At 70.2% G+C, this 12,629-nt stretch carries 9 protein-coding genes; 5 read left to right on the forward strand and 4 right to left on the reverse strand.

All coding sequences use genetic code 11. The features are described from left to right. Both tldD and AB7U92_RS10285 read left to right on the forward strand, forming a co-directional pair. Nucleotides 1–1,234, forward strand: a 1,234-nt coding sequence (tldD, locus tag AB7U92_RS10280; RefSeq protein ID WP_428576097.1) for a metalloprotease TldD, incomplete at its 5' end; no start/stop codon positions are given. Nucleotides 1,235–1,468: 234 nt separating this feature from the next. Continuing rightward, nucleotides 1,469–2,581 carry a 3-deoxy-7-phosphoheptulonate synthase gene (locus AB7U92_RS10285; RefSeq protein ID WP_428576098.1) on the forward strand — a complete coding sequence of 371 codons (1,113 nt, stop codon included), beginning with the start codon at nucleotides 1,469–1,471 and terminating at the stop codon, nucleotides 2,579–2,581. A 6-nt stretch (nucleotides 2,582–2,587) separates the two neighbouring features. On the opposite strand, the gene AB7U92_RS10290 is transcribed toward AB7U92_RS10285, so the two are convergent. After that, entirely contained in the window at nucleotides 2,588–5,257 is a 2,670-nt protein-coding gene (locus AB7U92_RS10290) for a GNAT family N-acetyltransferase (RefSeq protein ID WP_428576099.1), read from the reverse strand. A gap of 114 nt (nucleotides 5,258–5,371) precedes the next feature. On the opposite strand from AB7U92_RS10290, the gene AB7U92_RS10295 reads away from it, so the two are divergent. Next, nucleotides 5,372–7,996, forward strand: coding sequence for a cation-translocating P-type ATPase (locus tag AB7U92_RS10295; protein ID WP_428576100.1), 2,625 nt, complete (start codon nucleotides 5,372–5,374; stop codon nucleotides 7,994–7,996). Nucleotides 7,997–8,090: 94 nt separating this feature from the next. Continuing rightward, nucleotides 8,091–8,375, forward strand: a complete 285-nt coding sequence (locus tag AB7U92_RS10300) for a hypothetical protein (protein ID WP_428576101.1) — start codon at nucleotides 8,091–8,093, stop codon at nucleotides 8,373–8,375. A gap of 77 nt (nucleotides 8,376–8,452) precedes the next feature. Here AB7U92_RS10300 and AB7U92_RS10305 read toward each other — a convergent pair whose 3' ends face one another. Beyond that, entirely contained in the window at nucleotides 8,453–9,025 is a 573-nt protein-coding gene (locus AB7U92_RS10305; protein WP_428576102.1) for a cob(I)yrinic acid a,c-diamide adenosyltransferase, read from the reverse strand. A 35-nt stretch (nucleotides 9,026–9,060) separates the two neighbouring features. Here AB7U92_RS10305 and AB7U92_RS10310 point away from each other — a divergent pair, with 35 nt between their 5' ends. After that, a complete protein-coding gene (locus tag AB7U92_RS10310) occupies nucleotides 9,061–10,476 on the forward strand; it encodes an FAD-binding oxidoreductase (RefSeq protein ID WP_428576103.1) in 1,416 nt (471 codons plus the stop codon). Here the strand turns inward: AB7U92_RS10310 and AB7U92_RS10315 are convergent, their stop codons facing one another. Then, nucleotides 10,477–12,105, reverse strand: coding sequence for a SpoVR family protein (locus AB7U92_RS10315; protein ID WP_428576104.1), 1,629 nt, complete (start codon nucleotides 12,103–12,105; stop codon nucleotides 10,477–10,479). Further along, nucleotides 12,102–12,629: DUF444 family protein (locus AB7U92_RS10320; protein ID WP_428576105.1), on the reverse strand; the 528-nt coding region annotated here is incomplete at its 5' end. The genes AB7U92_RS10315 and AB7U92_RS10320, both read right to left, overlap by 4 nt.

Genomic DNA, 12,629 nt, shown 5'->3' on the forward strand with positions numbered 1-12,629 from the left:
CGAGAAGACGGCCTTCGCCTACTCCGACGACATCTCCGAGGCCGCGCTGCTCGACGCCGCGGCCACCGTGCGCACCATCGCCGCCGCCGGGCAGAGCCGGCGCGTGAAGGTGGACGCGCCGCAGAAGATCGCGCCCAGCCGCATCCTCTACGCGCCGATGGACCCGATCGCCACGCTCGACAGCACGCAGAAGGTGGCGCTGCTCGAGCGCGTGGAAAAGCTCGCCCGCGCCAAGGACCCGCGCATCGTGCAGGTGATGGCCGGCCTGGCCGGCGAGTACGACGTGGTGCTGGTGGCGCGCGCCGACGGCACGCTGGCCGCCGACGTGCGGCCGCTGGTGCGCCTGTCCGTCACGGTGATCGCCGAGCAGACCGTCGACGGCCAGGTGCGCCGCGAGGTGGGCAGTTCCGGCGGCGGCGGGCGCTTCGGCTTCGGCTACTTCCACGACAGCGTGATCGAGGGCTACGTCGAGCGCGCGGTGCAGGCCGCGCTGACCAACCTCGAATCGCGCCCGGCCAAGGCCGGCGAGATGAGCGTGGTTCTCGGCCCGGGCTGGCCCGGCGTGCTGCTGCACGAGGCAGTGGGCCATGGCCTGGAGGGCGACTTCAACCGCAAGGGCTCCAGCGCCTTCTCCGGCCGCATCGGGCAGCGCGTGGCCGCCAGGGGCGTGACGGTGCTCGACGACGGCACGCTGCCCGACCGGCGCGGTTCGCTGAACATCGACGACGAGGGCCATGCCTCGCAGCGCAACGTGCTGATCGAGGACGGCATCCTCAAGGGCTACATCCAGGATGCGATGAACGCGCGGCTGATGAAGGTGAAGCCCACCGGCAACGGCCGGCGCGAGAGCTACGCGGCCGTGCCGATGCCGCGCATGACCAACACCTACATGCTCGGCGGCGACAAGACGGCCGAGGAGATCGTCGCCGGCCTCAAGCGCGGGCTGTACGCCACCAACTTCGGCGGCGGCCAGGTCGATATCACCAGTGGCAAGTTCGTGTTCTCCGCGAGCGAGGCGTACTGGGTCGAGAACGGCAAGATCCAGTACCCGGTCAAAGGCGCCACGATCATCGGCAACGGCCCCGACGCGCTGACCCGCGTGAGCGCCATCGGCAACGACATGGCGCTGGACGCCGGCGTCGGCGTGTGCGGCAAGGATGGCCAGAGCGTGCCGGTGGGCGTGGGCCAGCCGACGCTGCGCATCGATCGCTTGACCGTCGGAGGCACGGCGTGACCGCGGCGCCACAGCGGCTTGACGCACTGCAGCACTCGCGTGGTACATTGCCGGCCATGTCCTCGCGCAACTTCTTCTTTGCGTACTTTTGGTTCTCGCACCGCCCGGCGGATGGAGAGGCCAGCGCTTAAGCGAAGACAGCGCAGCGAATCCAGCAAACCGCCGGGCCGAAAGCCCGGCGGTTTTTTTTCGCCCTGCGCTCCGATCAACGACACACCCGAGGAGCCCACCGCCATGTCCGCCAAGTCCGCCGCCGAGGGTTGGTATGCCCACTCCGAGCGCACCAGCCAGACCGACGACCAACGCATCAAGGACGTGACGCCCTTGCCGCCGCCCGAGCACCTGATCCGCTTCTTCCCGATCGCCGGTACCGCCATCGAGAAGCTGATCGGCAACACCCGCAGCGCGATCCGCCAGATCATGCAGGGCAAGGACGACCGGCTGCTGGTCATCATGGGCCCGTGCTCGATCCACGACCCGGCCGCCGCGCTGGAGTACGCGCGCCGGCTGAAGGCGCAGCGCGACAAGTACGCCGACCGGCTCGAGATCGTGATGCGCGTGTATTTCGAGAAGCCGCGCACCACGGTGGGCTGGAAGGGCCTGATCAACGACCCCTACCTCGACGAGAGCTACCGCATCGACGAGGGCCTGCGCATCGCGCGACAGCTGCTGGTGGAGATCAACCGCCTCGGCGTGCCGGCGGGCAGCGAGTTCCTCGACGTGATCTCGCCGCAGTACATCGGCGACCTGATCTCCTGGGGAGCGATCGGCGCGCGCACCACCGAAAGCCAGGTGCACCGCGAGCTGGCCTCGGGCCTGTCGGCTCCGATCGGCTTCAAGAACGGCACCGACGGCAACCTGAAGATCGCCATCGACGCCATCCAGGCCGCGAGCCGGCCGCACCACTTCCTGTCGGTGCACAAGAACGGCCAGGTCGCCATCGTCGAGACCAAGGGCAACAAGGACTGCCACGTGATCCTTCGCGGCGGCAAGGCGCCGAACTACGACGCCGCCAGCGTCGCCGCCGCCTGCAAGGAGATCGAGGCCGCCAAGCTCGACTGCACGCTGATGGTCGACTGCAGCCACGCCAACAGCAGCAAGCAGCACGAGAAGCAGGTCGACGTGGCGCGCGACATCGCACAGCAGATGAAGGCCGGCAACCGCTGCATCTTCGGCGTGATGGTGGAGAGCCATCTGAACGCCGGCGCGCAGAAGTTCAGCCCGGGCAAGGACGATCCGGCCAAGCTCGAGTACGGCCGCAGCATCACCGACGCCTGCATCGGCTGGGACGATTCGCTTCAGGTGCTCGAGATCCTCGGCAACGCGGTGAAGCAGCGCCGAGGCTGAGCCAGGCTAGGGGTTCAGGTCCAGCTCGATCCAGCGCGTGCCCGGCTCGTGCCGGTGCGGCGCCTCGCGGAAGCCGAGCTCGCGCGCGAGCTGGAGCATGCGGCTGTTCTCCGACAGCACGGTGGCCACCAGCCGCTTCGTGCCGTGCTGGCGCAGGTACTCGATGATCTGCGTCATCAGCAGCTCGCCCAGGCCTTCGCCCTTCATCTCGCTGCGCACGATGATGCCGAACTCGGCCTCGACGTTGTCGGGGTCGGCGATCGCACGCACCACCCCGAGCGTGCGCTCGGTGCCGCCTTCGTCGGGCGCGGTGGCGATGAAGGCCATCTCGCGCGCGTAGTCGATCTGCGTGAGGCGCGCGAGCTCGGTGCGCTCGATGCTGCGCCGGCTGTAGAAGACGCGCAGCCGCACGTCCTCCGGGTCGAGGTGCTGCAGGAACTCGAGGTGCTGCGCCTCGTCCTCCGGGCGGATCGGCCGCACGGTCAGGCGCCGGCCGCGCCAGTCCTGCGTGTGCGCGAGCTGCGCCGGGTAGGGGCGGATCGCGAAGTTGAGTGCGCCGCCGAGTGCGGCCATGCTGACGCGGATGCGCGCATCGAGCGCCACCGCGCCCTTCGCATCGACGATCAGCGGGTTGATGTCGAGCTCGGCGATCTGCGGGATGTCGGCCAGCAGCTGCGACACCGCCACCAGCACGCGGTGCACCGCCGCCTCGTCGGCCGGCGGGGTGTCGCGGAAGCCGCGCAGCAGCTTCGCCACCCGCGTGCGCGCCACCAGCGCGCGGGCCAGCGGCTCGTTCAGCGGCGGCAGCGCCACGGCGCGGTCGGCCAGCACCTCCACCGCGGTGCCGCCCTGGCCGAACAGGATGACCGGGCCGAACACACGGTCGATGCTCGCCCCGACGATCAGCTCCTGCGCGCCCGACCGGCGCGGCACCATCGCCTGCACGGTGAAGCCGGCGATGCGCGCCGCCGGCCGCTGGATGCGCACGCGCTCGAGCATGTCGGCCGCCACCGCGCGCACCTGCGCCGCGCCCTCCAGGCCGAGCACCACACCGCCGACGTCGGACTTGTGCGAGATGTCCGGGCTGAGGATCTTGATCACCACCGGGAAGCCGATCGCGACGGCCGCCTCGGCCGCGGCCTCGGGGTCGGCCTCGACCCGCGTGGTCGCCACCACCGGAATGCCGTAGGCCGCGAGCACCGCCTTGGCCTCGACCTCGTCGAGCAAGTCGCGCCCGCTGCCGAGCACCTGCTGCACGAGTGAACGCACCGCCTTCAGGTCGGGCTCGTGGGCATCGGCCGGGCGCGCCGGCGCCGCTTCGATCAGCTGCGCCTGGTTGCGCCGGTAGGTGACCAGCATCGCGAAGGCGCGCACCGCTTCCTCCGGCGTCTCGAAGCCGGCGATGCCGGCCTCGCGGAAGATCGCACGCGCCTCGTCGACCGAGGCACCGCCCAGCCAGCAGCCGAGCACGCGCGGCGGGCTCTGGCCGGCCAGCGGCACCAGCGCGCGGGCGATCTCGGCACTGGGCACGATGGCGGTGGGCGCATGGATGAACAGCACCGCGCCGGCCTCGGGATCGGCATTGATCGCCTCCAGTGCCTGCACGTAGCGCGGCGCCGGTGCGTCGCCGATGATGTCCACCGGGTTGCCACGCGACCAGTTGGCCGGCATCTGGGCATCCAGCCGCGCGAGCGTCTCGGCACCCAGTTCGGCCAGTTCCACGCCGGAATGCGCGGCGCAGTCGGCCGCCATCACGCCGGCGCCGCCGCCGTTGGTGAGGATGACCAGCTTCTCGCCGCGGTTGGCGCGGAAGCGCGCGAGCGTCTCGGCGGCGAGGAACAGCTGCTGCATCGTGTCCACGCGCAGCATGCCGGCACGCGCGATGGCGGCGTCGTAGACGATGTCCGATCCGGCCAGCGCCCCGGTGTGCGAGGCGGCGGCTCGTTGCCCTTGCGTCGAGCGGCCCGACTTCACCACGATCACCGGCTTGTTGCGCGCCGCCGCGCGCGCCGCCGACATGAACTTGCGCGGCGCCTCGATCGACTCGATGTAGAGCAGGATGGCGCGCGTCTTCGGGTCGCTGCCGAGGAAGTCGAGCATGTCGCCGAAGTCGACGTCGGCGTGCTCGCCGAGCGAGACGAGGTGGCTGAAGCCGATGCGCCGCGAGCGTGCCCAGTCGAGCATCGCCGTCATCAGCGCGCCGGACTGGGTGACGAAGGCGAGCTCGCCGGGCAGCGCATCCACGTGCGCGAAGCTCGCGTTCAGCCCGAGGTGCGGCACCAGCATGCCGATGCAGTTGGGCCCGAGGATGCGCAGCACGTGCGGCTTCGCGGCGTCGAGCATGGCCTGGCGCTGCGCCTTGTCGAGCCCGGCGGTGAGCACCACGGCGGCGCGCGTGCCGGCAGCGCCCAGTTCGGCGATCAGCCCCGGCACGGCAGGTGGCGGCGTGCAGATCACCGCCAGCTCGGGCACCTCGGGCAGGGCGGCCACGTTCGGGTAGACCGGCACGCCATCGAAGCTCGCGTGCTTCGGGTTCACCGCGTAGCGGCGGCCCTGGAAGCTGCCGCCGTCGAGGTTGCGCCACACGGTCGCACCGACGCTGGCGGGGCGCTGCGAGGCGCCGATCACTGCGACCGAGGCCGGGTCGAACAGATGGTCGAGATGGCGGATGCTCATGGTGCCCCGATGATGGCGCGGCAGTGTGACGGATCGTCCCCGCACGCTTGATGCCAGTCAATCGCCGCGCAGCTTTGCCCCGCCCTCCGGCGCAGCCTGCCGACAATGGCAGCCATGCAGACCCACTGGCACCTGCGCGACGCCCATGAGCTGGCCCGCGAGCACGGCGTCGATCCAACCCTGGGGCTCGACGAGGCCGAGGCCGCGCTGCGCGCCGTGCGGCACGGCCCGAACGAGATCGCCGGCGGTTCGCGCCGCACGCCGGCCGCGCTGCTGGCCGACCAGTTCAAGGACTTCATGATCGTCGTGCTGCTGGCCGCGGCCGTGGTGTCGGGTCTCATCGGCGATCTGGTCGACACGCTGGCGATCGTGGTGATCGTGCTGCTCAACGCGCTGATCGGCTTCGTGCAGGCCTGGCGCGCCGACCGCGCGCTGGCCGCGTTGCAGCAGCTCGCCGCGGCGCGCGCGACGGTGCTGCGCGGCGGGCAGCGCGTCGAGCTGCCAGCCAGCCGGCTGGTGCCCGGCGACATCGTGCTGCTGGAGGCCGGCAACCAGGTGCCGGCCGACCTGCGGCTGATCGAGATCGCGCAGCTGCGCGTCGACGAATCGGCGCTCACCGGCGAGTCGGTGGCGGTCGACAAGCACGTGCGCACGCTGCACGAGGCGGCGGCCTCGCTGGGCGACCGCCTCAACATGGCCTTCAAGGGCACGACGGCGGCGCATGGCCGCGGCACCGGCCTGGTGGTGGCCACCGGCATGGCCACCGAGCTGGGCAAGGTGGCCGGCCTGCTCGACCGCGCCGGCCCCCTGCAGACGCCGCTGCAGCTGCGCCTGGCGGCCTTCGGCAAGCGGCTGGCGCTGGTGGTGCTGGCGATCTGCGCGCTGATCTTCGTGATCGGCGTATTGCGCGGCGAATCGCCGGTGCTGATGGTGCTCACCGCGGTGAGCCTGGCGGTGGCGGCGATTCCCGAGTCGCTGCCGGCCGTGGTGACGGTGCTGCTCGCCCTCGGCGCCAAGCGCATGGTGGCGCACAACGCGCTGGTGCGCCGCCTGCCCTCGGTGGAGACGCTGGGCTCGGTGAGCACCATCTGCACCGACAAGACCGGCACGCTGACGCTCAACCGGATGCACGTCGAGCAGGTGGTGGCGCAGGGGGAGGCGCTGCCCGAGGCGCTGCGCGCCGCCGCGCTGTGCAACGACGCGGTCCGTGCCGTTGACGGCGCCTGGCAAGGCGACCCCACCGAGACCGCCCTGGCCGAGCGTGCAGCGTCCGGCGGCCAGCACGGGACGGCGCTCGAACTCGATCGGCCGCGCGTGGCCGAACTGCCCTTCGATGCCGAGCGCAAGCGCATGAGCACGCTGCACCGTGCGGGCGATCGCTTCGTGCTGTACGCCAAGGGCGCGCCGGAGTCCCTGCTGCCGCGCTGCACGGCGCGCTGGCAGGCCACGGGCAACGGGCCGCTGGATCTCGACGCCGCCATGCACCAGGCCGACGTGCTGGCCGCGCAGGGCCTGCGCGTGCTGGCCTTCGCGCGGCGAGAGCTGCCTTCGGCCGATCTCGCCGCCGGTGCCGAGACGATCGAGCGCGATCTCGCGCTGATCGGCCTGGTCGCGCTGATCGACCCGCCCCGGCCCGAGGCCGAAGCCGCGGTGCGCGACTGCCTGGCCGCCGGCATCACGCCGGTGATGATCACCGGCGACCATCCGGCCACCGCGCGTGCCATTGCGCTGCGCCTGGGCCTCGTGGCCGCCCCCGATGCGCCCGTGCTCACCGGCACGATGCTCTCGGCGATGGACGACGCCACGCTGCGCGCGCGCTGTGCCGACGTGCGCGTCTATGCGCGCGTCGATCCGGCGCAGAAGATCCGCATCGTCGAGGCGCTGCAGTCGCTCGGCCGCTTCGTCGCGATGACCGGCGACGGCGTCAACGACGCGCCGGCGCTGCAGCGCGCCGACATCGGCGTGGCCATGGGCCGCGGCGGCACCGATGTGGCCCGCGAGGCCTCGAGCCTGGTGCTGCTCGACGACAACTTCGCCACCATCGTGGCGGCCGTGCGCGAAGGCCGACGCATCTACGACAACGTGCGCAAGTTCGTGCGCTACGCGATGACCGGCAACTCCGGCGAGATCTGGACGCTGTTCCTCGCGCCGATGCTGGGCCTGCCGATCCCGCTGCTGCCGATCCACATCCTGTGGGTGAACCTGGTCACCGACGGCCTGCCCGGCCTGGCGCTGGCCGCCGAGCCGGCCGAGCCCGGCGTGATGCGCCGCCCGCCGCGCCCGCCGGGCGAAAGCCTGTTCGCCGACGGGCTGTGGCAGCACGTGCTGTTCATCGGCCTGCTGATCGGCGGGCTGTGCCTGGCCGTGCAGGCCTGGGCGCTGGCCACCGGCCACGCGCACTGGCAGACCATGGTGTTCACCGTGCTCACCTTCGCGCAGATGGCGCACGTGCTGGCGATCCGCTCGGAAAGCGAGCCGCTGTGGCGGCAGGGCCTGGCCTCGAACGCGCCGCTGCTCGGCGCCGTGCTGCTGACACTGGTGCTGCAGCTGGCGACGATCTACGTGCCCTGGCTGCAGCCGATCTTCAAGACGGAGGCGCTCGACGCCGCCGAACTGGCGATCTGCTTCGGCGCAGCGGCGGTCGTCTACCTTGCCGCCGAGGCCGAGAAGGCCTGGCGCCGACATCTGCGGTCACGCAGTGAGCAAGCGCTTGCAACCGCAGGAAAGCAAGCTGGGTGAAGCCGTAACCCGGGCAAGGTGCGGCAAGAGTGCTCGCCTCGGCGGGCCTGGCGGGCTGCAATGAAGGCTCTCTCAACCCACCAGGAGGTCCATCATGACCCTGCGTTCATCGCTCATCCGCTTCACCCTGGCCACCGCCTGCACCGGCTTCGCTGCCGCGACGCTGGCCCAGACCGCCGCGGCGCCAGCGCCCGATGCCAAGGCCCGCATGGCCATCGAGGCGGCCTTCGCCAAGGCCGACGCCAACGCCGACGGCAAGGTGAGCAAGGACGAGGCGGCCAAGATGCCGGAGATCTCGGCCCAGTTCGCCACGCTCGACAAGGACAAGGACGGCGCGCTGACGTTGGCCGAGTTCGCGGCGGGCTACAAGATGGGCTGATCGCCAAGCTCGGCGCGCGGGCGGGAACGCCCGCGCCCCCTCGGGGGGCGGCCGACGTACCCGTCGGCCGGGGGCCGTCATCCCTCGCGCGCCAGCTTCTCGCTCTTCCAGTAGACGTCGTCGCCGCCGCGGCCGTCGAGGTTGGCGCGGTTCAGCACCCGGGCCAGCACGAACAGCAGGTCGGACAGGCGGTTCAGGTACTGCCGCGGCGCCGGGCGCAGCGGTTCCACGTGGTTCAGCGCCGCCACCGCACGCTCGGCGCGCCGCGCCACCGTGCGGCACACATGCGCGATCGCCGCGCTGCGCGAGCCCGCCGGCAGGATGAACTCCTGCAGCTTGGGCAGGGTGGCGTTGTAGTGGGCGAGCGCCTCGTCTAGGCGCAGCACCGCCTCGGCCTTGAGCAGCTCGAAGCCCGGGATCGACAGCTCGCCGCCGAGATTGAACAGCTCGTGCTGGATCACCACCAGCAGCTCGCGCACGTCGTCGGGCAGCGGCTCGGCCAGCAGCACGCCGATGTTCGAGTTGAGCTCGTCGACATCGCCCATGGCCTGCACGCGAAGATGGTCTTTGGCCACGCGCGTGCCGTCGCCCAGCCCGGTGGTGCCGTCGTCGCCGGTGCGGGTGGCGATCTGCGTCAGTCGTTGTCCCATGGGCGGAATCCTACCCCGCTGCCTAGAATCCGGTCATGAACGCACCCACCGAACTGCCTTTCCGCGTCGAGCCCCGCGAGGTGCCTGCGGCGATGATCGATGGCCTCAAGGCGCGCTTCGGAGAGCGATGCAGCACGGCGCTGGCGGTGCGCGAGCAGCACGGCCGCGACGAATCGCCGTTCGACGTGCGCCCGCCCGACGCGGTGGTGTTCTGCGAGAGCACCGAAGAGGTCGCTGCCGTGGTGGCGCTTGCCGATCGCCACGCGGTGCCGATCATTCCCTTCGGCGTCGGCTCGTCGCTCGAAGGCCACCTGCTCGCTGTGCAGGGAGGCATCAGCATCGACCTGTCGCGCATGAACCGCGTGCTGCGCGTCAACCCGGAAGACCTGACCGCCACGGTGGAGCCCGGCGTCACGCGCGAGCAGCTCAACCGGGAGATCCGCGACACCGGCCTGTTCTTTCCCATCGACCCCGGTGCCAACGCCTCGCTCGGCGGCATGGCCGCCACGCGCGCCAGCGGCACGAACGCGGTGCGCTACGGCACGATGCGCGAGAACGTGCTCGGCCTCACGGTGGTGACGGCCAGCGGCGAGGTGATCCGCACCGGCACGCGCGCCAAGAAGAGCAGCGCCGGCTACGACCTCACGCGGCTGATGGTCGGCAGCGAAGGCACGCTCGGCGTGATGACCGAGATCACGCTCAAGCTCTATCCGATTCCCGAGGCCATCTCGGCGGCCGTGGTGGTGTTCGACCGCATCGAGTCGGCGGTGAACACCACGATACAGATGATCCAGCTCGGCCTGCCTATCGCCCGCTGCGAGCTGCTCGACGTGAACGCGGTGCGCGCGGTGAACCGCCACGACAAGCTCAGCCTGCGCGAAGGGCCGATGCTGCTGATGGAGTTCCACGGCAGCGAGGCGGGCGTGAAGGAGCAGGCCGAGATGGCGCAGCAGATCGCGCGCGAACACGGCGGCGAGGACTTCCAGTGGGCCACCACGCCGGAAGAGCGCACCAGGCTGTGGACGGCACGCCACCGCGCCTACTTCGCCGGCCTGCAGATGAAGCCCGGCTGCCGCACCGTCACCACCGACACCTGCGTGCCGATCTCGCGGTTGACCGAGTGCATCAGCCAGGCGGTGGCCGATGCCGAAGCCGAGGGCCTGCAGTACTACATCGTCGGCCACGTGGGCGACGGCAACTTCCACATCGCCTACCTGATCGACCCGGCCAAGCCGCAAGAGCGCGAGACCGCCGAGCGCCTGAACGAGCAGCTGGTGCACCGCGCGCTGGCGATGGAAGGCACCTGCACCGGCGAACACGGCATCGGCCTGCACAAGCAGGGCTTCCTGATCGACGAGGCGGGCGCGGGCAGCGTGGAGCTCATGCGCACGCTCAAGCGCGCGCTCGACCCGAAGAACATCCTGAACCCGGGAAAGATCTTTTCCCTCTGATCAGGCCGAGTGGTTGGCCGGTGCCGGCACGCTCCAGTGCTTGGTCACCGTGCCCTGGCTGTTCACGCTGTCGAGGTGAACGCCGAAGCCCCAGAGACGGGCCACGTGCTTGAGCACTTCCTGCGCGGTGTCGTGCAGCGGGCGATCGTTGTGCTGCGTGTGGCGCAGCGTCAGTGAGCGGTCGCCGCGCAGGTTCACGCTCCACACCTGGATGTTCGGCTCGCGGCTGCCCAGGTCGTACTGGTGGGCCAGCGCCTCGCGCACCGCGCGGTAGCCGCTCTCGTCGTGGATGGCCGAGACCTCGATCTCGCTCTCGCGCTCGTCGTCGACGATGGCGAACAGGCGGAAGTCGCGCATCAGCTTGGGGCTGAGGTACTGGCCGACGAAGCTCTCGTCCTTGAAGTTGCGCATCGCATGGTCGAGCGTCTCGAGCCAGTCGCTGCCGGCGATCGCCGGGAACCAGGCGCGGTCCTCGTCGGTCGGCTCTTCGCAGATGCGCTTGATGTCGGTGTACATCGCGAAGCCCAGCGCATACGGGTTGATGCCGCTGTAGTGCTTGTGCCCCACCGGCGGCTGGTAGACCACGTTGGTGTGCGACTTCAGCCACTCGATCATCATGCCGTCGGTCATGTGGCCGTCGTCGTACATGGTGTTGAGCAGCTTGTGGTGCCAGAAGGTGGCCCAGCCCTCGTTCATCACCTGCGTCTGGCGCTGCGGGTAGAAGTACTGCGCCACCTTGCGCACGATGCGCACGATCTCGCGCTGCCACGGCTCGAGCAGCGGCGCGTTCTTCTCGATGAAGTACAGCAGGTTCTCCTGCGGCTCCTCGGGGAAGCGGCGCGCCTCCCTCTCGCCGGCGGCCTTTTCGGCCCTGCGCGGCAGCGTGCGCCACAGGTCGTTGATCTGCTGCTGCGCGTAGGCCTCGCGGTCCTTCTGCCGCGCCTGTTCCTGCGCGAGGCTGAGCTTGCTCGGGCGGCGGTAGCGGTCGACGCCGTGGTTCATCAGCGCGTGGCAGCTGTCGAGCAGCTCTTCCACGGCATCGAGCCCGTGGCGCTCCTCGCAGGCGGCGACGTAGTTCTTCGCGTAGACGAGGTAGTCGATGATCGACGACGCGTCGGTCCACATGCGGAACAGGTAGTTGCCCTTGAAGAAGCTGTTGTGGCCGTACGCCGCGTGCGCGATCACCAGCGCCTGCATCGCCATCGTGTTCTCCTCCATCAGGTAGCTGATGCAGGGGTTGCTGTTGATGACGATCTCGTAGGCCAGGCCCATGTGGCCGCGCCGGTAGTTCTTCTCGGTGGCGATGAATTCCTTGCCGTAGCTCCAGTGGCGGTAGTTCACCGGCATGCCCACGCTGGCGTAGGCGTCCATCATCTGCTCGGCGGTGATGATCTCGAGCTGGTTGGGGTAGGTGTCCAGGCCGAAGCGCCCGGCGGTCTCGCGGATCACCGCGTGGTACTGCTCGATCAGCTCGAACGACCAGTCGCTCGGCGCCGGCAGCGGCTCGCTCGCTTTCGGCGGCGTGACGATGTCTGCGGCGCGCCGCGTGCGGCCCTTGAGCGCAGCGGCCAGGTCGGGTTCGAAGAGGTCTGCCGTGCCGTCGGGAACGAACTTGCCCTTGCGCGTCATGCAGGCGCCCCTTCCTTCTTGAACAGGTCGCGGAACACCGGGTAGATCTGGTTCGCCTCGGTCACCTTGCGGATCGCGAAGGCCTTGGACTCGGCCGCCAGCGCGGCGTACTCGTCCCACAGGTTCTGCTCTTCCTCGGCCACCTGCACGTAGGCGAAGTAGCGGCACAGCGGCAGGATCTTGTCGGCCAGCAGCTCGCGGCAGCGGCCGCTGTCGTGGTGCCAGTTGTCGCCGTCGCTGGCCTGTGCGCCGTAGATGTTCCACTCGCTGGTCGGGTAGCGGGCCCGCGCGATCTCCTCCATCAGCACCAGCGCGCTGGAGACCACGGTGCCGCCGGTCTCGGTGGCGTGGAAGAAGTTGTGCTCGTCGACCTCCTGCGCCTGCGTGTGGTGGCGGATGAAGACGATGTCGATCTTCTCGTAGTGCCGCGTCAGGAACAGGTACAGCAGGATGAAGAAGCGCTTGGCCAGGTCCTTGCGGGCCTCGTCCATCGAGCCGGACACGTCCATCAGGCAGAACATCAC

This window comes from Piscinibacter sp., assembly GCF_050175855.1.
Taxonomy (GTDB): Bacteria; Pseudomonadota; Gammaproteobacteria; order Burkholderiales; family Burkholderiaceae_C; genus Piscinibacter.

What these genes read in the sequence shown, in the direction of transcription:
- AB7U92_RS10285 (WP_428576098.1), top strand. Translation starts at nt 1,469, where the DNA reads ATGTCCGCCAAGTCCGCCGCCGAGGGTTGGTATGCCCACTCCGAGCGC.
- AB7U92_RS10290 (WP_428576099.1), bottom strand. Translation starts at nt 5,257, where the DNA reads ATGAGCATCCGCCATCTCGACCATCTGTTCGACCCGGCCTCGGTCGCA.
- AB7U92_RS10295 (WP_428576100.1), top strand. Translation starts at nt 5,372, where the DNA reads ATGCAGACCCACTGGCACCTGCGCGACGCCCATGAGCTGGCCCGCGAG.
- AB7U92_RS10300 (WP_428576101.1), top strand. Translation starts at nt 8,091, where the DNA reads ATGACCCTGCGTTCATCGCTCATCCGCTTCACCCTGGCCACCGCCTGC.
- AB7U92_RS10305 (WP_428576102.1), bottom strand. Translation starts at nt 9,025, where the DNA reads ATGGGACAACGACTGACGCAGATCGCCACCCGCACCGGCGACGACGGC.
- AB7U92_RS10310 (WP_428576103.1), top strand. Translation starts at nt 9,061, where the DNA reads ATGAACGCACCCACCGAACTGCCTTTCCGCGTCGAGCCCCGCGAGGTG.
- AB7U92_RS10315 (WP_428576104.1), bottom strand. Translation starts at nt 12,105, where the DNA reads ATGACGCGCAAGGGCAAGTTCGTTCCCGACGGCACGGCAGACCTCTTC.